Origin of the sequence: Vibrio sp. 05-20-BW147, from assembly GCF_013369385.1 — a bacterium.
Classification (GTDB): Bacteria; Pseudomonadota; Gammaproteobacteria; order Enterobacterales; family Vibrionaceae; genus Vibrio; species Vibrio floridensis.
The window spans coordinates 51360-74857 of record NZ_SZTO01000009.1 but is presented as its reverse complement, the minus strand read 5'-3'; the positions used below and the strand labels follow the sequence as shown (position 1 = coordinate 74857).

Annotated in this window: 19 protein-coding genes and 1 other RNA gene; 1 reads left to right on the top strand and 19 read right to left on the bottom strand. The window is 47.2% G+C overall.

The genetic code is table 11. The features are described from left to right. Nucleotides 1-332 precede the first annotated feature (332 nt). The 3 genes from dapB to secA all read right to left on the bottom strand — a co-directional run bounded on the left by dapB (nucleotide 333) and on the right by secA (nucleotide 4425). Nucleotides 333-1142 carry a 4-hydroxy-tetrahydrodipicolinate reductase gene (dapB, locus tag FC652_RS09970; protein ID WP_013572424.1) on the bottom strand — a complete coding sequence of 270 codons (810 nt, stop codon included), beginning with the start codon at nucleotides 1140-1142 and terminating at the stop codon, nucleotides 333-335. 92 nt (nucleotides 1143-1234) lie between these two features. Continuing rightward, nucleotides 1235-1633 carry an 8-oxo-dGTP diphosphatase MutT gene (mutT, locus tag FC652_RS09965; protein ID WP_176298447.1) on the bottom strand — a complete coding sequence of 133 codons (399 nt, stop codon included), beginning with the start codon at nucleotides 1631-1633 and terminating at the stop codon, nucleotides 1235-1237. Nucleotides 1634-1701: 68 nt separating this feature from the next. Further along, a complete protein-coding gene (gene secA, locus FC652_RS09960; protein ID WP_176298446.1) occupies nucleotides 1702-4425 on the bottom strand; it encodes a preprotein translocase subunit SecA in 2724 nt (907 codons plus the stop codon). A 330-nt stretch (nucleotides 4426-4755) separates the two neighbouring features. On the opposite strand from secA, the gene FC652_RS09955 reads away from it, so the two are divergent. Next, nucleotides 4756-5208, top strand: coding sequence for a DUF721 domain-containing protein (locus tag FC652_RS09955; RefSeq protein ID WP_176298445.1), 453 nt, complete (start codon nucleotides 4756-4758; stop codon nucleotides 5206-5208). A 77-nt stretch (nucleotides 5209-5285) separates the two neighbouring features. Here the strand turns inward: FC652_RS09955 and lpxC are convergent, their stop codons facing one another. The 16 genes from lpxC to rsmI all read right to left on the bottom strand — a co-directional run bounded on the left by lpxC (nucleotide 5286) and on the right by rsmI (nucleotide 23459). Further along, the gene (gene lpxC, locus FC652_RS09950; RefSeq protein ID WP_017421303.1) at nucleotides 5286-6203 is read right to left on the bottom strand and encodes a UDP-3-O-acyl-N-acetylglucosamine deacetylase; all 918 of its coding nucleotides are present in this window, start codon (nucleotides 6201-6203) and stop codon (nucleotides 5286-5288) included. A gap of 98 nt (nucleotides 6204-6301) precedes the next feature. Continuing rightward, on the bottom strand, nucleotides 6302-7516 hold the full coding sequence (gene ftsZ / locus FC652_RS09945; protein WP_176298444.1) for a cell division protein FtsZ: 1215 nt from the start codon (nucleotides 7514-7516) through the stop codon (nucleotides 6302-6304). A 32-nt stretch (nucleotides 7517-7548) separates the two neighbouring features. Then, nucleotides 7549-8811 carry a cell division protein FtsA gene (gene ftsA / locus FC652_RS09940; RefSeq protein WP_011078660.1) on the bottom strand — a complete coding sequence of 421 codons (1263 nt, stop codon included), beginning with the start codon at nucleotides 8809-8811 and terminating at the stop codon, nucleotides 7549-7551. Continuing rightward, nucleotides 8804-9589, bottom strand: a complete 786-nt coding sequence (locus FC652_RS09935; RefSeq protein WP_176298443.1) for a cell division protein FtsQ/DivIB — start codon at nucleotides 9587-9589, stop codon at nucleotides 8804-8806. Before FC652_RS09935 ends, ftsA begins: the two co-directional genes overlap by 8 nt. A gap of 192 nt (nucleotides 9590-9781) precedes the next feature. Then, nucleotides 9782-11242 carry a UDP-N-acetylmuramate--L-alanine ligase gene (gene murC / locus FC652_RS09930; RefSeq protein ID WP_176298442.1) on the bottom strand — a complete coding sequence of 487 codons (1461 nt, stop codon included), beginning with the start codon at nucleotides 11240-11242 and terminating at the stop codon, nucleotides 9782-9784. Between the two features lie 12 nt (nucleotides 11243-11254). Beyond that, entirely contained in the window at nucleotides 11255-12322 is a 1068-nt protein-coding gene (gene murG / locus FC652_RS09925; RefSeq protein ID WP_176298441.1) for an undecaprenyldiphospho-muramoylpentapeptide beta-N-acetylglucosaminyltransferase, read from the bottom strand. After that, nucleotides 12309-13502, bottom strand: coding sequence for a cell division protein FtsW (ftsW, locus tag FC652_RS09920; protein WP_176298496.1), 1194 nt, complete (start codon nucleotides 13500-13502; stop codon nucleotides 12309-12311). Before ftsW ends, murG begins: the two co-directional genes overlap by 14 nt. 58 nt (nucleotides 13503-13560) lie before the next feature. Next, complete coding sequence (gene murD, locus FC652_RS09915) at nucleotides 13561-14883, bottom strand: UDP-N-acetylmuramoyl-L-alanine--D-glutamate ligase (RefSeq protein WP_176298440.1); 1323 nt, start codon at nucleotides 14881-14883, stop codon at nucleotides 13561-13563. Between the two features lie 35 nt (nucleotides 14884-14918). Next, nucleotides 14919-16001, bottom strand: a complete 1083-nt coding sequence (gene mraY / locus FC652_RS09910) for a phospho-N-acetylmuramoyl-pentapeptide-transferase (RefSeq protein ID WP_176298439.1) — start codon at nucleotides 15999-16001, stop codon at nucleotides 14919-14921. Beyond that, the gene (gene murF, locus FC652_RS09905; RefSeq protein WP_176298438.1) at nucleotides 15998-17359 is read right to left on the bottom strand and encodes a UDP-N-acetylmuramoyl-tripeptide--D-alanyl-D-alanine ligase; all 1362 of its coding nucleotides are present in this window, start codon (nucleotides 17357-17359) and stop codon (nucleotides 15998-16000) included. Before murF ends, mraY begins: the two co-directional genes overlap by 4 nt. Then, nucleotides 17356-18837, bottom strand: a complete 1482-nt coding sequence (murE, locus tag FC652_RS09900; RefSeq protein WP_176298437.1) for a UDP-N-acetylmuramoyl-L-alanyl-D-glutamate--2,6-diaminopimelate ligase — start codon at nucleotides 18835-18837, stop codon at nucleotides 17356-17358. The genes murF and murE overlap by 4 nt, the downstream gene beginning before the upstream one ends. 31 nt (nucleotides 18838-18868) lie before the next feature. After that, the gene (locus tag FC652_RS09895) at nucleotides 18869-20599 is read right to left on the bottom strand and encodes a penicillin-binding transpeptidase domain-containing protein (RefSeq protein WP_176298436.1); all 1731 of its coding nucleotides are present in this window, start codon (nucleotides 20597-20599) and stop codon (nucleotides 18869-18871) included. After that, on the bottom strand, nucleotides 20596-20913 hold the full coding sequence (ftsL, locus tag FC652_RS09890) for a cell division protein FtsL (RefSeq protein ID WP_176298435.1): 318 nt from the start codon (nucleotides 20911-20913) through the stop codon (nucleotides 20596-20598). The genes FC652_RS09895 and ftsL overlap by 4 nt, the downstream gene beginning before the upstream one ends. A 9-nt stretch (nucleotides 20914-20922) precedes the next feature. Then, nucleotides 20923-21873 carry a 16S rRNA (cytosine(1402)-N(4))-methyltransferase RsmH gene (gene rsmH / locus FC652_RS09885; protein WP_176298434.1) on the bottom strand — a complete coding sequence of 317 codons (951 nt, stop codon included), beginning with the start codon at nucleotides 21871-21873 and terminating at the stop codon, nucleotides 20923-20925. Between the two features lie 181 nt (nucleotides 21874-22054). Continuing rightward, nucleotides 22055-22496, bottom strand: an RNA gene (gene rnpB / locus FC652_RS09880) — RNase P RNA component class A. 99 nt (nucleotides 22497-22595) lie between these two features. Further along, nucleotides 22596-23459: a 16S rRNA (cytidine(1402)-2'-O)-methyltransferase gene (rsmI, locus tag FC652_RS09875; RefSeq protein ID WP_176298433.1), complete on the bottom strand. Its 864-nt coding sequence runs from the start codon at nucleotides 23457-23459 to the stop codon at nucleotides 22596-22598. Nucleotides 23460-23498: the final 39 nt, after the last annotated feature.

The following is a 23498-nucleotide window of genomic DNA, read 5'->3' as shown; positions in this document are numbered from 1 at the left end:
AAAATAGCACTTTAGAGCATCTAGGGTAAAAAACAGCAAAACAGCCCCAAAAGTATAACTTTATTCAGCTTCAACCACCCAATTCATGAAAACTTTATGAAACGAGCAAAAACCAAGCAAACATAGATCACATTTTTCATTTACACCAAAAAGCAAACGTTGCGCAAGTTTCCATTACACTTACTTTCTAGCACTTCAGCACAAAACAAGACTAAACAACAAGAAATAACACATTAACTTAACGCTAAGAAGAGAAGAACTTTGAGCAAACTTTAAGGAAAAGTAGAGCAGATAAAAGAAGCGCCAGCATTGGCTGGCGCATAATTATTTATTTACAGGTCGTTAAGACCAAGGACATCTGTCATGGTATAAAACCCGGCAGGTTTTTCGTGCAGCCACACTGCGGCTTTGACGGCACCATTAGCAAAAGTCATACGGTCTGTTGCTTTGTGGGTAATTTCTACACGCTCACCAATATCAGCAAACATCGCGGTATGCTCGCCAACAATATCCCCCGCTCGAATGGTCGCGAAACCAATTTCGTCCTTGGTTCGCTCTCCAGTGATCCCTTCACGAGCATAGACGGCAACATCACTGAGTTTATTACCCATGGCACCTGCAATCGCTTCGCCCATACCAATAGCTGTACCCGATGGAGCATCCACTTTGTGGCGGTGATGCGCTTCCACAATTTCGATGTCACAGTAGTCGCCCATCACTTTAGCCGCTTTTTCAAGCAGCTTGAAAACAAGATTCACGCCCACAGAGTAATTTGGCGCCATGACCACAGGTACCTGTTGCGCGACCAGATCGATCTGCTCACGTTGCTCTTCGGTAAAGCCAGTAGTACCAATAACAATACTCTTGCCATATTGTTGGCAAAGCGCCAAATTGTTCAAGGTGCTTGCTGGAGCGGTAAAGTCAATAATTACGTCAAATTGATCAATCTGTTTGGCTAAATCATCGCAAACCACAACGTCAAATTTACCTTCACCGCATAGTTCACCAAGATCAACACCAACCAGTGATGATTCTGGACGCTCTGAGCCAGCAGCAACCTTGGCTGCGGGATTGTGATGTGCTGCTTTAACCAAATTGCGACCCATACGACCCGCCGCTCCTGCCACTGCAATTCTTACCATTGCATTTTTCTCCGTGTTTCTGGATCTGCCAAACGGGCAAATCGATCAAATAGGTTCTTAAACTATCAACTATTGCAAAGCGAGACCAGATCTCAAGCAAACTCTTTTAGCACTCTTTCGAGAATTGGTACGTTTGCTTCTGGAAACGGGTAACGGCTCAGTTCCGCAATCGCCACCCACTCTCCCTGTTGTCCTTCTCTTCCATAAGGCTGACCGTTAAAATCCGTCACTGTGATAAAGTCAAACTTGAGCGATTTATCTGGGTAATCGTACTCTAAATGCTCAAACAGCTGTTGTTGAGTCGCCGTAATACCAATTTCTTCTTCGAGTTCACGTACCATGGCTTGCTCTATGCTTTCCCCCTCTTCGACTTTGCCTCCAGGAAACTCCCAAAAGCCACCTTTGTGCTTATCTTCAGGTCTTTTCGTAATGAAGATCTCTGACTTATCACGATTAAAAATAATCGCCGCTACGATATGAATGCGCTTCATCGCCTTTTCCTTAAAAAAAGAGTCGCCTAAGCGACTCTCGAATCATTTTGTACTTTAAATACAGCGTGTTAGTTAATTTGACCGTGGCACTGTTTATACTTTTTACCGCTACCACACGGACAAGGCTCATTACGACCCACTTTTCGCTCTTCACGAACCATAGGTTGATGATGCCCTTCAGCAGAGTCATCGGCAAGTTGGCTTTGAGCTGAAGCATGTTGAGCTTGAGCGCGGCGAGCAGCCTCTTCTGCTTGAGCACGACGTTGAGCTTCCATACGCTCGACTTCTTCTTGCTGCTGCACACGAACTTTTGACAAGATCATCACAACATCAGATTTCAATGTTTCAAGCAAGCCTTCAAACAGTTCAAACGACTCACGCTTGTATTCCTGTTTCGGGTTCTTTTGTGCATAACCACGCAAATGGATACCTTGACGCAAGTGATCCATCGCCGCCAAGTGCTCTTTCCACAATGTATCCAACGTTTGTAACATCACGGATTTTTCGAAGTTACGCAGCACTTGTGCACCAACCACTTCTTCTTTCGCTTTGTAAACTTCAACCGCAGTATCAATGACTTTTTCACGTAACGCTTCTTCGTAAAGCTTGTCGTCTTCTTCCAACCACTGCTTCACTGGAGCATGGATATCGAAATCGTTCTTCAGACGCTCTTGCAGCCCTTCAAGATCCCACATGTCTTCCAGTGATTGAGGTGGAATGTATTCATCGATGACACCTTGAAGCACATCAACGCGATTGTGTTCGATCATATCGCTGATGTCATCAACACTCATCAGCTCATCACGCAGCTCGTAAACTACTTTACGCTGATCGTTCGCCACGTCATCGTACTCAAGTAGCTGCTTACGAATATCGAAGTTACGTCCTTCCACTTTGCGTTGCGCTTTTTCGATAGAGCGAGAAAGCATCTTAGATTCGATCGCTTCCCCTTCTTCCATACCACTTTGAATCAATGCCGCCATACGATCCGAAGTAAAGATACGCAGTAGTGAATCTTCCATAGAAAGGTAGAAACGAGACGAACCGGCATCACCCTGACGACCTGAACGACCGCGCAGCTGGTTATCGATACGGCGAGATTCGTGACGCTCAGTACCAATAATGTGTAGACCGCCCGACTCAAGCACTTGATCGTGAACCAGCTTCCACTCCGCTTTGATTTCATCAATCTGTTCTTGCGTTGGGTTAGCCATCGATTCAACTTTCGCTTGCCAACTACCACCTAGCACGATGTCCGTACCACGACCAGCCATGTTGGTTGCAATGGTCACCGCACCCGGTTTACCGGCTTCTGCAACAATTTCCGCTTCTTTTTCGTGGAACTTGGCATTTAGAACATTGTGTTTAATTTTCGCTTTCTTCAGTGCATTCGAAAGCAGCTCGGATTTTTCGATAGAAACCGTACCCACAAGTACAGGTTGACCTTTTTCTACACGCGCTTTGATGTCTTCAATAATGGCAGCAAATTTTTCTGCTTCAGTACGATAAACAACATCTGGCATGTCGTTACGGATCATTGGTTTGTTGGTTGGGATAACCACTGTCTCAAGACCGTAAATCGATTGGAATTCGAACGCTTCGGTGTCCGCTGTACCCGTCATACCAGACAGTTTTTCATACAAACGGAAGTAGTTCTGGAATGTAATCGAAGCCAAGGTCTGGTTTTCGTTTTGAATCTTAACGCCTTCTTTCGCTTCAACCGCTTGGTGAAGACCTTCAGACCAACGACGACCCGGCATAGTACGGCCAGTGTGTTCGTCAACGATCACCACTTCACCGTCTTCGTTTACGATGTAGTCTACGTTCTTCTCAAACAGGACATGCGCACGTAATGCCGCGTTAACGTGATGCAGAAGGCTGATGTTGGTTGGAGAGTACAATGTATCTCCCTCTTCCATTAGGCCATTTTTCACCATCAATTCTTCCACAAACTCTTGGCCTGTTTCCGTTAGATGCACTTGCTTCGATTTTTCATCGACAGTGTAGTGGCCGTCACCACGATACTCTTCAGAATCTTCTTTATCTTGCTTCTGCAATAAAGGAATCAGCGCATTGATACGCGTGTAAAGCTCAGAGCTGTCTTCAGCAGGGCCAGAAATGATAAGTGGTGTACGCGCTTCATCGATCAGGATCGAGTCCACCTCATCGACGACGGCAAAGAAACGCTCACGCTGTACACGATCTTCATTACGAAAAGCCATGTTGTCGCGTAGGTAATCAAAACCAAACTCGTTGTTGGTCCCGTATAGAATATCCGCTTGGTACGCTTCTTTTTTCGCTGGATGTGGCATGTTTGGCACGTTAATGCCTACGGTCATTCCAAGAAACTCAAATAGAGGGCGGTTGGTCTCTGCATCGCGCTTCGCTAGGTAATCATTGACGGTAACAATGTGAACACCTTTGCCTGCTAATGCATTAAGGTAAGCAGGAAGAGTTGCGGTTAAAGTTTTACCTTCACCCGTACGCATTTCAGCGATTTGGCCTGCATTGAGAACCATACCACCAATCAACTGAACGTCGAAATGACGCATACCGTAAACACGCTTTGACGCTTCACGAACAGTAGCAAATGCTTCAGGTAATAGTTGGTCAAGCGTTTCGCCCTGCTCTAGGCGTTGACGGAACTCAACGGTTTTTGCTTTTAATTGTTCATCTGAGAGAGCCTCAAAGGTCGGCTCGTAGTTGTTAATCTCTTTAACAATCTTTCTAAGGCGGCGCAGTGTGCGATCGTTGCGACTACCAATCACCTTTGTCAGTAGCTTAGTTATCATTTTTATGAATCTCTCTTTGTTAGACCATTTTCGGCCTACGATAAATGCCTTCAGTCTCTACCAGTTTTAAACTAAGGATACTGAGATAAATCATGTAACTCAGATATTGTACTGACGAGCTATTTTTTCAAGGCTAAGGTGGCAAATAATGTCGCCTAGTGTAAGGATTTTTCTTTAAGACAACCATCACAAACCCCATTTGTTTGAAGCGCTTTGAAGTTTTTATTGTTATTGGCGATGGATTCACCAGTGAAATAACTCCAAAGCAACTTGAAGCGGACTTACGTGGTAACTTAGAATGCATATACAGATGTTTTTTGAGTTGTTCATATGCGCGATCATCGTCCCACTTCAACGCAAGAGCTTATCGACAATAGCTCACTGCAAAAAATTCAACATCACGCGAGTGAGATCCTTGCTTTGAACAAAATGTTGGCGGAGTTGTTACCAAAAGGGACGGCGCAACATTGCCGTGCGGCAAATTTACGTCAGGGATGTTTGATCCTCGATGTCGCCAGCGCGGCGATTAAAATGAAGATTGATTATGAACGATTGACGATCTTAAATGCGTTACGCGCAAAAGGTTTTGCAAAACTGATGGGTATTGAAGTTCGAATCAATCCAGGGCTTTATCGCGATAAAGATCCCAAAGATCACAAGAAACGACCTCCGATCTCGGAAAATGCCGCTAAAGCGCTAACAATGATTGCCGACATCGCTCCTCCAAAAGTGAAAGCACGCTTGGAGCGTATCGCCGCCATGGCAGAGAAAAAGAAACCATAGCGGTTTGGTATTATCGAGCCAACAGCAGCAGATACAAAAAAGCCAGACTCTCGTCTGGCTTTTTCTTGTATTCATTTTTAAGCGAGAACCATGTTTGGTTCGGCAAAGGCAACTGGAGAACCAACTTCTTCTTCGAACGTTGTCCATTCCCAAGCTTCTTGATCGGCTAAAACGGCACGTAGCAACTGATTATTCAAACCATGGCCAGATTTGTATGCGCGGAACTCACCAATGATTGCATGACCACACATGTAGAGATCACCAATCGCATCCAATACCTTGTGAGTCACAAACTCATTTTCAAAACGAAGGCCCTCTTCGTTAAGAATACGGTAATCATCCAACACAATCGCGTTGTCAAAACTACCACCTAGAACGAGATTTTGTGATTGCAGGTATTCAATGTCACGCATAAAGCCAAAGGTACGTGCACGAGAGATTTCACGAACAAAACCTTGCGTTGAGAAATCGAACAACAGACGCTGCTCATCAGAATCGATTGCAGGGTGGTTAAACTCGATTTCAAAATCCATACGGAAACCATTAAATGGTACAAATTCAGCCCACTTGTCACCGTCTTCAAAACGAACTGGTTTCTTAATACGGATAAAACGCTTCGCTGCATTTTGTGTCTCAATGCCTGCTTGCTGAAGCAAGTAAACAAATGGACTTGCGCTGCCATCCATAATTGGAATTTCAGGCGCATCAACTTCAATGATGATGTTATCGATACCCATACCTGCGAGTGCTGCATTCAAATGTTCAACCGTCGAGATACGAACACCTGCATCATTTACTAACGCTGTACACAGCATAGTGTCACGAACAGACGCGGGATCAGCAGGAAAATCAACCGCTGGAGTTAAGTCGGTACGGCGATAAATGATGCCAGTATTTGCAGCTGCTGGGCGAAGAGTTAATGTGACTTTACGACCAGAGTGGAGACCCACACCAGTTGTTTTCACAATTTCTTTCAGAGTTCGTTGTCTGATCATCTGCTTGCCTCTCAGAAGTGCTACAAATCACGGTCGTCTACAACGCCGACCGTGAATGCTACCACAATTTTGAACAGTGTCAAATTTGTGCCTGTCTATTAATCAGCCTGACGACGTAAAAACGCTGGAATATCCAAGTAGCCACTCTCTTTTTCTGGCTTAGGTGCCGTATTCTGGCTGCCTGACGCAGAAGAAGAGGAAACTGACGCCGATGACTGCGGAGTAACCTGAGGTCTTTCCTGCAAAGTTTGTGCCGGTTTTTCCTCTACTTTCGCAGCCACAACAGGTTGTGGCGCTGTTGCAGGTTGAGCCACTTTGGCCTTACCACCAGAAACTAAAGTGATATCTGGCTTCTTATCGTTACCGATACCTGTCGCAACCACCGTCACTCGAATTTCGTCCGCCATATCTGGATCAAGTGAAGTACCGATGACGACAGTTGCGTTATCCGAAGCAAACGCTTTAACCGTATTACCCACCGTTTCAAACTCATCTAGACGCATGTCTAGACCGGCGGTAATGTTAACCAGCACACCACGAGCCCCTGCAAGGTCGATATCTTCGAGAAGTGGGCTAGAAATAGCCATTTCCGCCGCTTCTTCTGCACGATCTTCGCCTTTTGCCACACCGCTACCCATCATCGCGTGACCCATCTCAGACATCACTGTACGAACGTCCGCAAAGTCCACGTTGATCATGCCAGGGCGAGTAATTAGCTCGGCGATACCTTGCACTGCATTTTTTAGTACATCATTCGCGCTAGCAAAGGCTTCCAACAAAGTGATGCCGCGACCAAGCACTTTCAGCAGCTTTTCGTTGGGAATGGTGATCAATGAATCAACGTGCTTAGAAAGCTCATCGATACCCTGCTCAGCAAACGCTAAACGCTTCTTTCCTTCAAAACTGAATGGCTTGGTTACTACTGCAACCGTTAGTATGCCTAGCTCTTTCGCAACTTCTGCAATAACGGGTGCAGCACCAGTACCAGTACCACCGCCCATACCAGCTGCGATAAATACCATATCGGCACCAATCAGCAATTCTTTAATTCTTTCTTTATCTTCAAGAGCTGCGTCACGACCAACTTGTGGGTTTGCACCAGCACCCAAGCCTTTAGTGATATTGCCACCAATCTGAATAACGTTGCCCACACTGGTCTTACGAAGTGCTTGTGCATCCGTATTGACGCTAATGAACTCCACGCCTTCGATGGATTCACGCACCATGTGTTCTACAGCATTACCGCCGCCGCCACCCACTCCAACGACTTTAATTACAGCATCGTCAGACATTTCCATCATCGGTTCAAACATGTGTTATCTCCGTTTTTCCTGCAACTCTCAGGTTAAAACTCTTTTTGTATCCAATTACGCAGCTTGCCAAACAAGCCAGTGACTGCCGAACGTTTGGGCTCGTTGTAGTCACTGTCATCACTCGAACGCATATCGCGTGCGTAATGAAGTAATCCAACTGCCGTGGAATGATACGGCTCTTTTACATAATCGGTTAAACCACTCACTTCAAGCGGTTTACCAACGCGAACTTGATTACGGAACACTCGCTCCGCACATTCTACTAAACCTTCAATTTGCGCTGCACCTCCCGTGAGGACAACACCCGCTGCAAGATGATGTTTAATACCATCTTCTCGCAACTTCATCTGAACAGATTCAATAGTTTGGTTAACTAATCCCATTAATTCTGAATAGCGCGGTTCAATCACTTCCGACAAAGTTTGACGCTGCAAACTACGAGAAGGACGCCCACCAACGCTTGGGACGTTAACCGTATCATCCTTGCTGACTAGCTCACTCAGAGCACAGCCATATTTCACTTTGATCTCTTCGGCATCACTCACGGGTGTACCAAAGGCAAAAGCGATGTCGCTAGTGACAGCATTACCGGCATAAGAGAACACTTCGGTATGTCGAAGTGCACCACCCGTCCAGATTGCAACGTCCATTGTGCCTGCGCCAATATCAACCACGCACACACCTAGCTCTCGTTCATCTTCCGTAATGACGGCGTTACTTGCTGCCAATCCAGAAAAAACTATTTGTTCCACTTTTAAGCCACAACGTTCAACGGCTTTAATAATATTACGCGCCATATCGTTGTGACAGGAAATTAGATGTACGCTAACTTCCATTCTCACACCAGATAAACCAAGAGGATTTTTAATCCCTTCTTGATAATCGATGGTGAACTCTTGCGGAATCACATGAAGGATTCGTTGTTCATCACCGATTTTAATGGATTTAGCCGTATGTATAGCACGATCCATATCTTCTTGTGAGACTTCTTCATCGGAAATGGTACCCATACCCTTTTCGATTCGGCTGGCGATATGCTTTCCTGACAAAGAAATAAATACGTTGCTGATTTGGCACTCAGCCATCATTTCAGCTTGATCGATCGCTCTCTGTACGGATTTGACTACTGATTCAAGATCGTTTACGCCGCCTTTGTCCATACCACGCGATGGGCTACTGCCTGCACCAATGATATTAATTTGACCATCAGGCAGAATTTCACCTACCAGAGCGGATACGGTTGCAGTGCCTATATCAAGACCAACAATAATGTTGTCATCGGCGGTCTTAGTCATCTGTACTCTCTTCTTCTGACTCTTGCTCTGGGAACCAACCAACGGCAGCTCCCGTATCATACCTGAGGTCGACATAGCTGACTTTATCAGCTTTGCTGCCTAATTGGCGATAGAGCGAAAAAAATCTCGCTACACGCTCATCCAATGACTCTTTGCCTAACTCTAGGCGAATGCCATTGTCCAAAATTATTTGCCAAGCCCGTCGGTCATTTAAGACTAATGACGAAATGGATAATCCCAGTTGGCTAAATTCTGGATTCATTTCTTGGTACTTTTTCAGTACTTCCGTTCCGGTAGCAACGGGACCATAGAGTTTTACTCGTTCTTCATTTAACTGAGCGACGTCACCGTCAAAAACCATTCCATCTTGATTAAGTAACGCATTTCCATTCCAAATTGCTGCGGCTTTGTGCTCAGTAATAAAGACTTTTACTGTGTCAGGCCATTGCTTGCGAATGGAGGCATGCGCAACCCAAGGCAAGGCTTCCACGCGTTCTTGCAGTACCGAAACGTCCTGAGACATAAAAGTACCTATGTGAGCAATATTCCCAAAGGCATGCTGCACATCATTCGCGGTGACGTACTGTAACTCTCCCTCAAGAATAATTTTTGATAAAGGCAGTCGTTGATCATCCCACATCCAACTTAATGTCGAGTACAAAATGGAGCCTATTAAAACAACAACTAACATAAAAAAAGCAGCGCCAATAATTTGGTGCTTTTGTTTCTTCCATGGATTTGGAAGTACATCAGCTTCATCAACTGCGATTTCTATCAACGTTAACGCTTCCTGACTTTATTCAATTGCTCTTGTTGCAAGCGGGTAATCGCGAGCGAAAAGTAATGACTTTAGCTTCGGGATTATACTGAGCTCTTCTAAACTATCAAACACTGATAGAGAGAAATCGCAACGAAGTTATCGCAAATACGAGATCTGCGTTACTAACAGGCTAATGTCCGTCTCAAATGATTAGTTTGCTTTCATTTTACTGATATTTAGCTCAAGTGCGGCCAGTTGACGAGCGACTTTTCCTATATCACCGGCACCTTGCGCTAACAGCAAATCGCCCTCCTGCAAGATGTTCGCCAGTATCTCTGGTAACTGTTGAGTATCAGCAACAAAAATCGGGTCAATTTTACCTCTTCCACGAATGGTTCGGCACAATGATCGGCTGTCGGCTCCAGCAATGGCTTTCTCTCCCGCCGCGTAAACATCCAACATGATCAGCACATCCACTTGTTCCAGCACATTCGCAAAATCATCATAGAGATCTCGAGTACGACTGTAGCGATGTGGTTGGAAAATCATCACTAAACGCTTATCTTGCCAACCGTTGCGTGCAGCATGGATGGTCACATCCACTTCGGTTGGGTGATGGCCATAATCATCAACCAGCATTACGTTACCATTACCTGTTTCGAACTCACCTAGATGTTCAAAACGGCGACCAGTGCCTTGGGTACCAATCATAGCAGCAAGGATCGCGTCATCGCCAATTTCATCTTCTGTGGCAACAGCAATCGCCGCAGCGGCATTGAGTGCATTGTGGCGGCCAGGGATATTCAAGGTGATATGCAAGGCTTCACAACCTTTGCGTACCACGGTGAACTTACCTTGCTGACCTTCTTGGCGGTAGTTTTCAATGCGAACATCGGCGTCTTCTGAAAAACCGTAAGTAATCACTTGACGACTGATGCGTGGGATCAGCTCGCGAATCACCGGATCATCAATGCAAACTATCGCCTGACCATAAAATGGCAAATTGTGTAAGAAGTCGATGAAGGTTTGCTTCAGTGTTTCGAAGTCACCGCCATAGGTATCCATATGGTCAGCTTCAATGTTGGTGACAATACACACCATCGGTTGCAAATGTAAAAATGACGCATCACTTTCATCGGCTTCAGCAATCAAAATGCGGCTAGAACCTAAACGCGCATTGGTGCCTGCACTTTTTACCAGACCACCATTCACGAACGTTGGATCCAGTCCCGCTTCTGAATAAATTTGCGTCACCAATGCTGTCGTGGTGGTTTTACCATGCGTACCAGCGACGGCGATACCATGACGAAAACGCATCAGTTCCGCCAGCATTTCTGCACGGCGAACAACCGGAATGCGAGCTTCACGCGCCGCTTTGACTTCTGGGTTAGCCTCATTAATCGCGGTGGAAACGACCACAACACTGGCTTCTGTAACATTACTCGCTTGATGACCGATATAGACTTTGGCACCTTTTTCCGCCAGACGCTGCGTAACAGCATTTTCCGCAATATCAGAACCGGTGATTTGATACCCCTCATTGAGCAATACTTCGGCAATGCCGCTCATGCCAGCGCCACCAATACCAATAAAGTGGATGGATTTTACTCGGCGCATCTCTGGAACCATGGCGCGAATCTGTGCAAGATCTTGCTTGTGTTGAATAGTCATTAACCTGTTCTCTTATTTCTGTTCAGTTAGGGCGATGATGGCATCAGCCACAACTTGGTCGGCATTACTCTGCGCTGCGGCTCTTGCTTGTAAAGCCATGAAGAGCAATTGATCTCGACCTAATTTTTGTATATCTCCCGCCAGCTTGTCCGATGTCAGCTGCGGCTGCTCAATCATCAGTGCGGCTCCGCACGCCACGAGATGATCTGCATTCAACGCTTGTTGACGATCTTTGTGCATGAAAGGAATGAAAATAGCGCCCACGCCTGCCGCGGAAATTTCCGACACCGTTAGAGCGCCAGAGCGGCACACTAACAAATCCGCCCATGCATACTGCGCAGCAACATCATCGATAAATTCCATGACATCAACATGCTCAACTGCACGTTGATGATACGCTTGACGAACCTCATCTGCGTTACCTTTACCCGCTTGATGACGCACTTCAAATCCAGTACCTAACTGTGCCATTACCTCTGGCATGGTTTGGTTCAGTATACGAGCTCCTTGGCTGCCACCCATCACAAGGATACGAATCGGTCCCTGTCTATCTTGCATACGTTGCATCGGCTCGGGCAGGGCGGCCACATCGTCTCGCACTGGATTGCCAACCACCTGAGCATTTTGAAACGCCCCAGGAAAAGCCTGAAACACTTTTCTCGCGATCTTCGCAAGCCACTGATTAGTTAAACCTGCAACGGCATTTTGTTCATGCAAAACCACTGGAATGCCAGATAGCCAAGCAGCAATACCACCAGGACCACTTACGTAGCCGCCCATCCCTAACACGGCATCTGGCTGCCAGCGTTTGATGTGCGCTTTCGCTTGAAAGATGGCGTTAATGATTTGGAATGGGGCAAGCAGTAATCGCTTAACTCCTTGGCCACGCAGCCCTTTTACTTGAATGAAATCGATGTCAATACCGTGTTTAGGCACCAACTCGGCTTCCATACGATCCGCGGTTCCGAGCCAACGGATTTCCCAACCTTGTTGCTGTAATTTTTTCGCCACCGCCAAGCCAGGAAAAACGTGTCCACCCGTGCCTCCAGCCATGACCATTAATCTTTTATTCTTTTTCATCTGTCTGTAAATCTGCTTTGTTCTCTGCCGAGAGCAATCGGCATTCGTGATCAATTCTGAGTAATATCGAGACGGCGATAGACATGATAATTAAACTTGAACCACCGTAACTAATGAGAGGTAACGTTAATCCTTTTGTCGGAACCATACCCGCAGCAGCACCAACGTTAACCAAGGTCTGAAACGCAAACCAAATACCGATACCAAAGGCGAGATAACCACCAAATTGCAGTTGGTGTTCAAAGGCTTTCTTACCAATAAAGACGGCCTTCACCACCAAACTAAAAATCAGTGCGAGGATCAAAACGACACCAACAAAACCCAGCTCCTCCGCCATGACAGCAAACACAAAGTCGGTATGCGCTTCAGGCAGGTATTCCAGCTTTTGAATCGAGTTACCAAGGCCTTGACCAAACCATTCACCGCGACCAAACGCCATTAATGATTGAGTCAACTGATAACCGCTGCCGAACGGGTCTTCCCAAGGGTCTAAGAACGACGTTACCCGCCGAACACGATAAGGCTCGATTAAAATCAGCCCCACGACCGCACTAATCCCCGCCACCATTAGCGCTAAGAACTGGCTTAGCTTCGCTCCTGCGATAAAAAGCATACCAAAGAGCGTTACCAGCATAACCACTACAGTACCAAGATCTGGCTGGCCTAAGAGTAACAATGCCAACGCACCAAACACCATAATCGGTTTCATAAAGCCACCGAAGAAGGTCGCTCGAACTTCGTCTTGCTTGCGAACGAGGTAGCCGGACATAAAGATAAACAGTGCAAGCTTGGCCACTTCTGCAGGCTGTAGGTTAAAAAGCCCTAGAGGGATCCAACGTGAGGCGCCATTGACCGATTTACCAGCCAGCAAAACCACCACCAACAACGCAAACGCGAGGCCGAGTAAATAGTGACTATAGCGTTGCCACTTATCCAGCGGGACTTGCAGTACCACCGCTGACGTGCCTAACGCCAAGCATAAAAACATGGCATGGCGAAACATAAAGTGAAATGGCTGGTCGGTCAGACGCGAACTGATAGGAAAGGAAGCAGAGGTGACCATTACGAGCCCCGTCAGCATCAGCCCGAGCGCAATCCAAACCAGCTGCCTATCAAATAAGGCCTCTGGCGGTGAGTGGCGAAACCAACCGAGCATATTTTTTTTGCTTGTACCTACCATCACCAAAAATCACATCACCCCAAATCATGCCGTGCGAAAATAAACGCAGAACGAGCGCTTAAGCATATTGACGCGCCAACTGTGCGAATCGATCGCCTCGAGCCATAAAGTTACTGAATTGGTCAAAACTAGCACATGCAGGAGAAAGCATCACCATATCTCCCGATTGCAAACGTGGAGATATATGTTCAATCACATCTTCCATACAGATAAAACGCATAGCGGAAGGATGAAGCGGCATAAACTCATCACCATCAGCACCAAAACAACATAGTTGCAGATTCAACTGCTCGAGAATCGGCTGCAACGGTGAGAAATCTGCACCTTTACCATCACCCCCGACCAGCAGATAGAGTTTGCCAGTGCAGTTCAACCCTGACAGTGCTGCTTGAGTGCTGGCTAAATTGGTGGCTTTTGAATCATTAACCCATTTGACACCACGATTATCTGCGACAACTTGGCATCGGTGTGTCAACCCGGTGTAAGACTTCAGCGCGCTCAAACCCTTACGGTAGTCAATGCCCGCGCAAGAGAGTAAAGCCAGCACAACGAGGACGTTGGCAACATTGTGTTGTCCAACCAACTTCAATGCATGGCAAGGGATAATGGGTTGCTGATTTTCAGCCAACCATGATTCACCTTGATATTGAATAAGGCCAAATTCTTGCTCATCGAAGCCAAAGGAGACAAGAGGAAGCGAAGCCAGAAGCGAATCTGGATAGGTTTGCTTATCATCACGGTTCACTACGCCAGTTTGTGCGTGATGGAAAATACGCAGTTTAGCTTGGCGATAGTCATCCATGCCTTGGTAGCGATCCATATGATCTTCAGAAAGATTCAAAAAAGCGGCTGCAACAAGAGCAAGACTTGATGTAGTCTCCAACTGAAAACTCGACAGTTCAAGCACATACAAATCAACATCTTGATCAAGCAGATCCAATGCAGGGACACCGATATTGCCGCCAATGGCGCATTTCACCCCACAGGCATTCGCCATCACTCCGGTTAAATCCGTGACGGTGCTTTTGCCATTTGAGCCAGTAATCGCGATGACGGGTTTATTTGCCGCCCAAGCAAACAACTCAATATCACCAACCACTGGTATGCCGCGCGCTAACACCGTTTGAATTTGCGGTGTTGCTAAAGCGATGCCAGGGTTAGTAACGACCAAATCTGCTTCAGCGAGCCAGGCCTCGTTCCAACCTCCAACATGAAGTGGTAATGCTTCAGGCAACTTATCCGCTCCAGGAGGAGTTTGACGCGTATCCATGACTTTTATTTCGACGTGAGGTTGTGTTTTTTGTAAATGTCTAACGACGGAGAGCCCGGTAATACCGAGCCCTACAACCACAACCTGTCTGATGTCTTGCCAACGATCCATATCTATCTACACCGTTAAAAAGAGTGAATAACCACTTAACGCACTTTCAGAGTCGCTAAACCAATCAGCACCAGAACCATAGAAATGATCCAAAAGCGCACAATAACACGTGGCTCTGGCCAACCTTTTAGCTCGTAATGATGGTGAATAGGTGCCATGCGGAAAATACGTTGGCCACGTAGCTTGTATGAACCAACCTGCAAAATAACAGATAGGGTTTCCATGACAAATACGCCGCCCATGATCACTAACACCAGCTCTTGGCGAACCAGCACTGCGATTGTTCCCAACGCGCCACCAAGCGCCAGCGAGCCAACGTCGCCCATAAAAACTTGTGCTGGGTAAGTGTTAAACCATAAGAAGCCCAAACCGGCACCGACGATGGCAGTACATACCACCACCAGTTCAGAGGCGTGAGGCAGATACGGAATGTGAAGATACTGAGAAAAATTGACGTTGCCAGTTGCCCAAGCAATCACGGCAAACCCTGCAGCCACCAAAACCGTAGGCATGATCGCCAAACCATCTAGACCATCAGTTAAGTTCACTGCGTTGCTGGTACCGACTATCACAAAATAGGTCAAAACGATGTACATCAGCCCTAGCTGAGGCATCACATCTTTGAAGAAAGGCACAACCAACTGAGTCGCTGCGGTATCTTTTCCATATGCGTATAGAGCGAAAGCCACTACCAGTGCAATGGTTGACTGCCAGAAGTACTTCCAACGGGCAATCAAACCATCGGTATTTTTACGCACCACTTTACGATAATCATCAACAAACCCGATCGCACCGTAGCCAATCAACACCGCTAGCACCGCCCAAACGTAAGGGTTTGAAAGGTTAGCCCACAACAAAATGGTGATAGAGATCGCAGCCAGAATCATCACACCACCCATGGTTGGTGTGCCACGTTTACTGAAGTGAGATTCTGGACCTTCGTTACGAACAACCTGTCCAATTTGCAACAACTGTAAGCGTTTAATGAGTCTTGGTCCCATCCATAAAGATAAACCAAGCGCCGTTAAAACACTTAGAATCGCGCGAAACGACAAGTATTCAAACAGTCGGAAAAAGGAAAAATATGGCTGTAGCAGCTCGGCAAGCCAAATGATCATTGATAGTTCTCCTTCAAAGCAGCAGCAACTTTACTCATGCCAGCAGAGTTTGCGCCTTTGACCAGAACGGTATGACAGGCTCCGTTTTCGTTGGCCAAATTCTGCTTGATGTATGCAATCATTTCACCATGGTCTGAAAAGTGTTTTCCACCACACAACTGGCTAATGATCCTTGTATCCTCACCATAGGTAAGGACGTGTTCAAAATTTAATGGGGCAGCATGTTCACCGACTTGACGATGAAGTGCAAGACTTTCATCACCCAATTCCGCCATATAACCTAAAACTAACCAACGCTGTCCGGTAAAACTACCTAAGAGGTCCACCGCCGCCTTCATTGCAGGCACACTGGCATTATAACTGTCATCAATCAGTTTGATGTTGTCGGCTAATTGTTGAACATCAACTCGCCCTTTAACGGGCATGAGATTGAGCAATCCTGATTGAATTTGCGCTAAACTGGCACCAAACTGCAATGCGATAATACTGGCGGCAATCGCATTGGCGACGTTGTGTTTGCCAATGATGCCCAGAGATACAGGTACGCTTTCAGTTGGCATCTGCATTATGAATGACGCCTTGCCTTCACGATTGAGGACGATATCTGTTGCATAGAAATCAGCCTGTTCGGAAGTGGCTGAAAACGTCACCACTTGTTTATCTGCTAGGACCTGTGTCCAGTGGTCACCACCGTTACTGTCTAGATTGACAATGGCAATCCCACCCGTTGGTAAACCTTGGTAGATCTCCCCTTTCGCTTGTTTCACACCATCTATCGAGCCAAACCCTTCAAGATGCGCGGCAGCCACATTGTTCACCAACGCCACATCGGGCTGAACAAGCTGAGTGGTATAAGCAATTTCACCAATGTGATTGGCACCAAGTTCAATCACCGCGAAATCGTCTTCTGGCTCCGATCGTAACAAGGTTAGCGGTGCACCAATATCATTGTTGAAGTTACCCGCAGTGAACAGCACTTTTCCTTTTTGCTGCAGAATACTGGCCACCATCTCTTTCACCGTGGTTTTGCCGCAACTGCCCGTGATCGCCACGGTGGGGGTTTGACTGCGCTGATGTACATCCGCTCCGAGCTGACCGAGTGCAATTTTTGTATCTTTGACCACCACTTGTGCGATGGGAAGATCCAGCGCTCGCTCCACCAGCAATGCGACAGCACCTGCGTCCACCGCTTGATGACAAAAATCATGCGCATCAAAACGTTCGCCCACCAGCGCAATAAACAACGCTTGCTCAGGAATATGACGTGTATCGGTTGAGACCGCGGAAAAGACAATATCTTCGCCAAGCAATTGCCCTTGCGTAAGCTGTGCTAAATGACTCAGTGAGGTTTCAATCATGATGCAATTCCTAACAGTTGTTGAGCCGATTCACGATCTGAATAGTGAACGGTTTCCTGTTTTAATACTTGATAATCTTCATGGCCTTTGCCTGCCAACAAAATGATGTCATCCGCTTGTGCATTATCGAGCGCGTATTGAAGCGCACTGAAGCGATCGTGCTCAACCACTGCACTGTCCACACGGGTTAAGCCCGCCAGCATATCTTGCACAATCATGGCGGGATCTTCACTGCGTGGGTTGTCGTCGGTAAGCACGACGTGATCGGCCAGACGCTCTGCAATCTCAGCCATCATGGGTCGCTTGCCTTTATCGCGATCACCACCACAGCCGAAAATAGCCCACAAATGACCGGTACAGTGAACACGCAGTGCTTGCAGCGCTTTCTCCAGCGCATCTGGGGTATGTGCATAATCGACCACCACTTTGGCTTTACTGTTCACTTGAAACAGCTCCATACGTCCAAGTACTGGGCGCAGGCTTGCGGCCGAATCCAATAAAGCTTGCTTATCAACGCCTAAGGCTAACAGTGTTGCCAACGCAAGCAGTAAGTTGGTGGCATTAAATTCACCAATCAATGGCGCGTGCAGACGCCCTTGGCCAAAGCAGCCATCAAACTCAATCGTAATACCGCTTTCTGCGTAAGCTACCGAGCTGGCCCACAGTGCTTTTACACTTGCATCTTGTGGAAACAATGAAACGCCGACCCCTTGCTGTAGCTCTTGAAACCACTGCGCACCCACTTCGTCATCCAAATTGATGATCGCATGCTGACACTGGTGCTCAGTAAACAGCGTCATTTTGGCTTTGGCATAGGCTTCCATCGTGCCGTGATAATCCAAATGATCGCGACTCAGATTGGTAAACACACCAGCGGCAAACTGTAGCGCCTTGACGCGCCCCTGAACTAAGCCATGAGAAGAGACTTCCAACGCCGTTGCTTTTGCCCCTTGCTGCTGTAAGTCTGCCAACGTTTTTTGAATCTCAACCGCATTGCCCGTGGTATTGGCCGCTGGCTGTAGGGCGTTGAGAAAACCGTTGCCAGTGGTCCCCATCACCGCGGCTTTTTGCCCGGCTAACTCTAGCCATTGCGCAATCAATTGAGTGATGGTGGTTTTGCCATTGGTTCCTGTCACACCAATTAATGACATCTCAGGATGTTGGTACAGGCGTCCCGCTAATTGCGACAGTTTTTCGTCCAGCTTCTCAAGATAGACAATCACCACGTTTTGCTGATAGCGCACCAAGCCGGAAGGGTATTGCTGACAAGATTGAGCAATGACGGCATTTGCGCCCTGTTCTATTGCTTTCTCAATATACTGGCGGCCATCCACCACGTGACCAATGATGGCAACAAAAGTATCCCCTTGTTTTATCTGACGACTGTCTAACTCCAATGCGCGAACATCAATATCCGCCAATTGTGGACAATCAAACCAAGGTGACAATAAGGTTGTCAGACTAACGTTATTTAACATTGTTGTTCTCCGAGCTCTGCTCAGCAAAAAATCAGTTTTGGAATGCATTCTCATCCGGCGCCACGTTCAAGATTTGCAAGGCACCTTTCATTATTTCTGAAAAAACAGGGGAAGCGACGGAACCGCCATAGTAATCATCCCCTTGTGGTTCATTGACCACCACGACCAAAGCAATTCTCGGATCGCTAACTGGCGCCACCCCCGCCGTGTAGGTGATGTATTCATCGCTATACCCACCGGCTGTTGCTTTACGTGATGTCCCCGTTTTCGCCCCAACCCGGTAACCCGGAACTGCCGCTCGTCTGGCTGAGCCGCCTTTTTGCGTCACGGTTTCCAGCATATTGAGCACTTCACGAGCGTGTTGTTTGGACACCACTTGTTTAGCGTTATCTCGATCATGACTTTGAATAATATGAATGGGCTCGTACTTACCTAAGTTTCCCAAGGTGGCGTAGGCATGAGCCAATTGAATCGGAGTGATTGATAAGCCATAACCAAATGACAGCGTCGCTCTCTCAATCGGAGACCAGCGAGAACGCGTGGGGAAAATACCGGTCACTTCGCCTACCAAATTTAAGCCAGAAGGCTCTCCCAAACCGACAGAGTTGTACATGCCGAGAATCGCTTCCACGGGCATTTCCATCGACAGTTTTGTCACGCCGATATTACTCGATTTTTTGAGGATTTCGGTCAGATCCGCTTTACCGACCTTACTCGTATCTCGCACTCGACTTCCACCCACTTGCAAAATACCGTTGCCCGTGTCGATCACCGTGTCTTTGGTGGCAACACCATTTTCTAACGCGGCGAGAATCACAAATGGCTTAACCGTGGAGCCGGGCTCCAATGAATCGGTGATGATGCGATTGCGCATTTTGTAGCTTTGCCAATCACTGCGATTGTTTGGGTTATAAGAAGGTGCGTTGACCATCGCCAACACGGCGCCTGTTTTCACATCCAACATCACTGCCGAGCCAGAAGTAGCACGGTGATCGGCAACCGCTTGTTTGATAGCGCGATAGGCAATCGCTTGTAAACGTTGGTCCACAGTCAAATTAAGTGGCTTACCTTCTTGTCTGTCTTCATAAGAGATGTTCTCAACGACTCGACCGAAACGGTCCTTACGAATGGTTTGCTTGCCCGCCTCACCGGTTAGCCAGTTGTCATAACTACGCTCAACGCCTTCCAAGCCATGGCCGTCTATCCCTGTGACGCCGACAAGATGGGCACTCACTTCACCAGCGGGATAGTAGCGGCGCGATTCTGATTTCAGCCCCACGCCTGGAATTTTAAGCTCGCGTATGTAGTTCGCCATCGCGGGGCTCACTTGGCGCTGCAAGTAGATGAAGCGGCGGTTTTCATTGCGCTCGATACGTTCAATCAACTCTTCACGCTGCAGCCCCAACACATCGGCTAACGCATACCAACGCTGTTTATTATCCAGCGCCTTTTCTTTAAAAATCGTCACCGGATCGGCCCAGACAGCTTCAACCGGAACACTGACCGCTAAAGGTTCACCATTGCGATCAGAAATGATACCACGTGCAGAAGGAAGGGCCTTGACACGTATGGAGCGCAAATCGCCTTCACGTATCAAGTTGTCAGGCTCAATCACCTGAATGAAAGCAAGCCGCGTCACTAACGCAGCAAAAGCGAGAAAAACAAAGCCAAGAACCAAATGGAAACGCCAACGAATCAGCAAGGAAGGCTCTTGCTCACTGGATTTTGCTTTAACGGTGATCTTATTCTTTTTGCCCATCATTTCAGATTAATCACCACTTCTTTGTCGCCATCAGGGCGCTTCATTTCCAGCTCTTTTTTCGCCATTTCTTGCACACGGCTATGTTCAGCCAAAGCAGTCTCTTCCAGCATCAAGTTGCGCCACTCATTATCCAAATGCTCACGCTCTTGTAGTGCTTCATCTTTTTGGGTTATCGCTTGACGGGTATGGTGAGTAGCAAAGACGACAGACATAGCCGAAGCAAAAATACAGACAAGCAATATGAGTGGAACTCGACCCACTGTCAGTAGGTCGAAGAAAATTTCTTTGGCGAGATTCGGCTTGGCTTGACGCATAAATTTTAATTACAGCTTTTCAGCAATTCTCAACACAGAACTGCGTGAACGAGGATTCAATTCAATTTCTTGCGCTGTTGGCATGATCGCTTTACCCACCGTTTTCATATTGGCACTGCCCATAGCCTTAATTTGCGCTTCGGTCAGAGGAATGCCGTGAGGCACTTCAGGCCCCTTACTTTCTTTGCGCATAAAGCGCTTCACCATACGGTCTTCCAAAGAGTGGAAGCTGATCACCGATAAGCGCCCTTCTGGTGCCAGAATCCTCGCCGCTCCTTTCAGTGCGGTATCGATCTCTTCAAGCTCACTGTTGATGTAGATACGAAATGCTTGAAACGCACGAGTCGCAGGGTGTTTTTTCTCTTTGAAGCTTTTTGGCGCCGCTTCCGAAATCAGTTTTGCCAGTTGACTCGTGCGAGTCAGTGGCTCTTTGGTTGCATCTTCGCGATGCGCAACAATCGCTTTGGCAATGCGGCGGGCATGTTTGTCTTCACCGAACTCACGAATCACCCAAGTAATGTCGTCTAAATCCGCTTCCATCAGCCACTGAGAAACTGGAATACCCGAGGTTGGGTCCATACGCATGTCCAACGGGCCGTCTTTCATAAAGCTAAAGCCACGCTCAGCGTCATCGAGTTGTGGCGAGGAGACGCCGAGATCCAACAACACACCATCCACTTTACCGACTAAATCATATTGCTCAGCGTAACCCGCCATTCCTGAAAAAGGACCATGAATGATAGTAAAACGTGGATCATCAATTTTGCCCGCTTCTGCGATGGCTTGCGGATCACGGTCGATGCTATAAAGACGACCATTCTCACCCAGTTTGGAGAGAATCGTACGGCTGTGACCACCACGACCAAATGTTCCATCAATGTAAATACCATCCGGTTTGATGGCGAGACCATCAATAGATTCATGAAGTAATACGGAAATGTGCTGGAATGTGTTGGTCATGGTTTTCTCGTTGAATATTCAAAGCCTGTACGGCGAATCATTAGTGTACTGATTTCCTTGTTCAGTGCCACTATTTGACAAAGTTCAGGCGTGATATAGCGCCAAGTTTATTGGTTCACATAATCATTGCGTCAGTAAAATGCAAAAAACCCATCATTACTAGGTAATGATGGGCTTAAAAGGGTGGAGCCGACATATAAGCCGGGTTCTGTTCCGCTTGCGCGGCGGTAGCCATTCCTCTAGGCCAGCAATCGCTCACTGGCTCAAGCAACCTACCCGCCTCCTAACGCGAGCAACGCTATGTGGAGGCCTATTTGGTCTTGCTCCGGGTGGAGTTTACCCTGCTACGAACTGTTGCCAGTCGTCCGGTGCGCTCTTACCGCACCCTTTCACCCTTACCTGATCCTCTCATCTTGCGAATCAAGGCCATCGGCGGTCTTCTCTCTGTTGCACTTGTCGTAGGCTTGCGCCCCCCAGGCGTTACCTGGCACCCTGCTCTATGGAGCCCGGACTTTCCTCCCCTTTGTCAGTCTCCCGAAGGACGTCAACGTCAGTCTCCCAAAGGACTTCAACGTCAGTCTCCCGAAGGACATCAACAAAGCAGCGACTACCCAGTCAACTCCGAGGGCGGATTGTATAGACTTCTCCACTGAGTGTCTAGTGAGATCACATTATTGGCGCAAATAGGGACGATTTTGCAAACCAACCAAACCGGAGAACCGTTATTCGAGGTTCTCTAGGCCCCACTTGTAGAGCGCATTTTTCTTCAAATTGTAGATTTCCGCAGCTAACGCAGCGGCTTTTTTCAATGGTAACTCTTTGGTCAGAATGGCCAAACTCCGTAATGCCTCTTCCGGTAGCGACTCCTCCGCAGAATCACGGTAACCGTGGATCAGCAGCACCATCTCACCTTTTTGCTGATTGTCGTCCGACTGAACCCACTCAACCAACGCCGACAAACGCATGCCCTGAATCGTTTCAAAGGTCTTGGTGAGCTCACGCGCCAACACAACTTCGCGATCTGGACCGAGGATTTCAAGCATATCGTGCAAAGAATCAACAATTCGATGTGGAGACTCATAAAAAATACAGGTACGCTCTACCTTTGCAATTTCGAGGAACTTATCCTTACGGCCTTTGCTTTTGGGCGGTAAGAAACCTTCAAAACTAAAGCGATCAGAAGGTAAACCTGACGCACTTAATGCAGTGATCACCGCACATGCACCGGGAAGTGGCACAACTTTAACGCCCGCCTGACGACACTGAGTGACCAAGTGATACCCTGGGTCACTGATAAGTGGCGTGCCCGCATCAGACACTAATGCGATGTTTTGCCCAGAAAGCAACTTATCCACTAAAACTTGCGCTTTTTGCTGTTCATTGTGATCATGCAAGGCAAAAGTTTTGGTCGAAATATTGAAGTGAGATAAAAGCTTACCTGTATGACGCGTATCTTCTGCGGCAATCATGTCCACAGAGGATAATATTTCGATAGCACGTTGGGTTATATCCCCTAAGTTGCCAATCGGTGTCGGCACGATATAGAGAGTAGCTCCCTCTGCAGGCAAGTTATTTTTATCTGTCATTTGTTTAGCATCACTTCAACGATTAATATAGAGACAATT

Coding starts and splice junctions, on each gene's coding strand:
- murD (WP_176298440.1), bottom strand. CDS start 14,883: ATGGATCGTTGGCAAGACATCAGACAGGTTGTGGTTGTAGGGCTCGGT.
- murE (WP_176298437.1), bottom strand. CDS start 18,837: ATGTTAAATAACGTTAGTCTGACAACCTTATTGTCACCTTGGTTTGAT.
- rsmI (WP_176298433.1), bottom strand. CDS start 23,459: ATGACAGATAAAAATAACTTGCCTGCAGAGGGAGCTACTCTCTATATC.
- ftsA (WP_011078660.1), bottom strand. CDS start 8,811: ATGACTAAGACCGCCGATGACAACATTATTGTTGGTCTTGATATAGGC.
- dapB (WP_013572424.1), bottom strand. CDS start 1,142: ATGGTAAGAATTGCAGTGGCAGGAGCGGCGGGTCGTATGGGTCGCAAT.
- murC (WP_176298442.1), bottom strand. CDS start 11,242: ATGACTATTCAACACAAGCAAGATCTTGCACAGATTCGCGCCATGGTT.
- ftsW (WP_176298496.1), bottom strand. CDS start 13,502: ATGGTAGGTACAAGCAAAAAAAATATGCTCGGTTGGTTTCGCCACTCA.
- FC652_RS09895 (WP_176298436.1), bottom strand. CDS start 20,599: ATGATGGGCAAAAAGAATAAGATCACCGTTAAAGCAAAATCCAGTGAG.
- mutT (WP_176298447.1), bottom strand. CDS start 1,633: ATGAAGCGCATTCATATCGTAGCGGCGATTATTTTTAATCGTGATAAG.
- murF (WP_176298438.1), bottom strand. CDS start 17,359: ATGATTGAAACCTCACTGAGTCATTTAGCACAGCTTACGCAAGGGCAA.
- mraY (WP_176298439.1), bottom strand. CDS start 16,001: ATGATCATTTGGCTTGCCGAGCTGCTACAGCCATATTTTTCCTTTTTC.
- murG (WP_176298441.1), bottom strand. CDS start 12,322: ATGAAAAAGAATAAAAGATTAATGGTCATGGCTGGAGGCACGGGTGGA.
- lpxC (WP_017421303.1), bottom strand. CDS start 6,203: ATGATCAGACAACGAACTCTGAAAGAAATTGTGAAAACAACTGGTGTG.
- rsmH (WP_176298434.1), bottom strand. CDS start 21,873: ATGACCAACACATTCCAGCACATTTCCGTATTACTTCATGAATCTATT.
- FC652_RS09955 (WP_176298445.1), top strand. CDS start 4,756: ATGCGCGATCATCGTCCCACTTCAACGCAAGAGCTTATCGACAATAGC.
- ftsL (WP_176298435.1), bottom strand. CDS start 20,913: ATGCGTCAAGCCAAGCCGAATCTCGCCAAAGAAATTTTCTTCGACCTA.
- secA (WP_176298446.1), bottom strand. CDS start 4,425: ATGATAACTAAGCTACTGACAAAGGTGATTGGTAGTCGCAACGATCGC.
- ftsZ (WP_176298444.1), bottom strand. CDS start 7,516: ATGTTTGAACCGATGATGGAAATGTCTGACGATGCTGTAATTAAAGTC.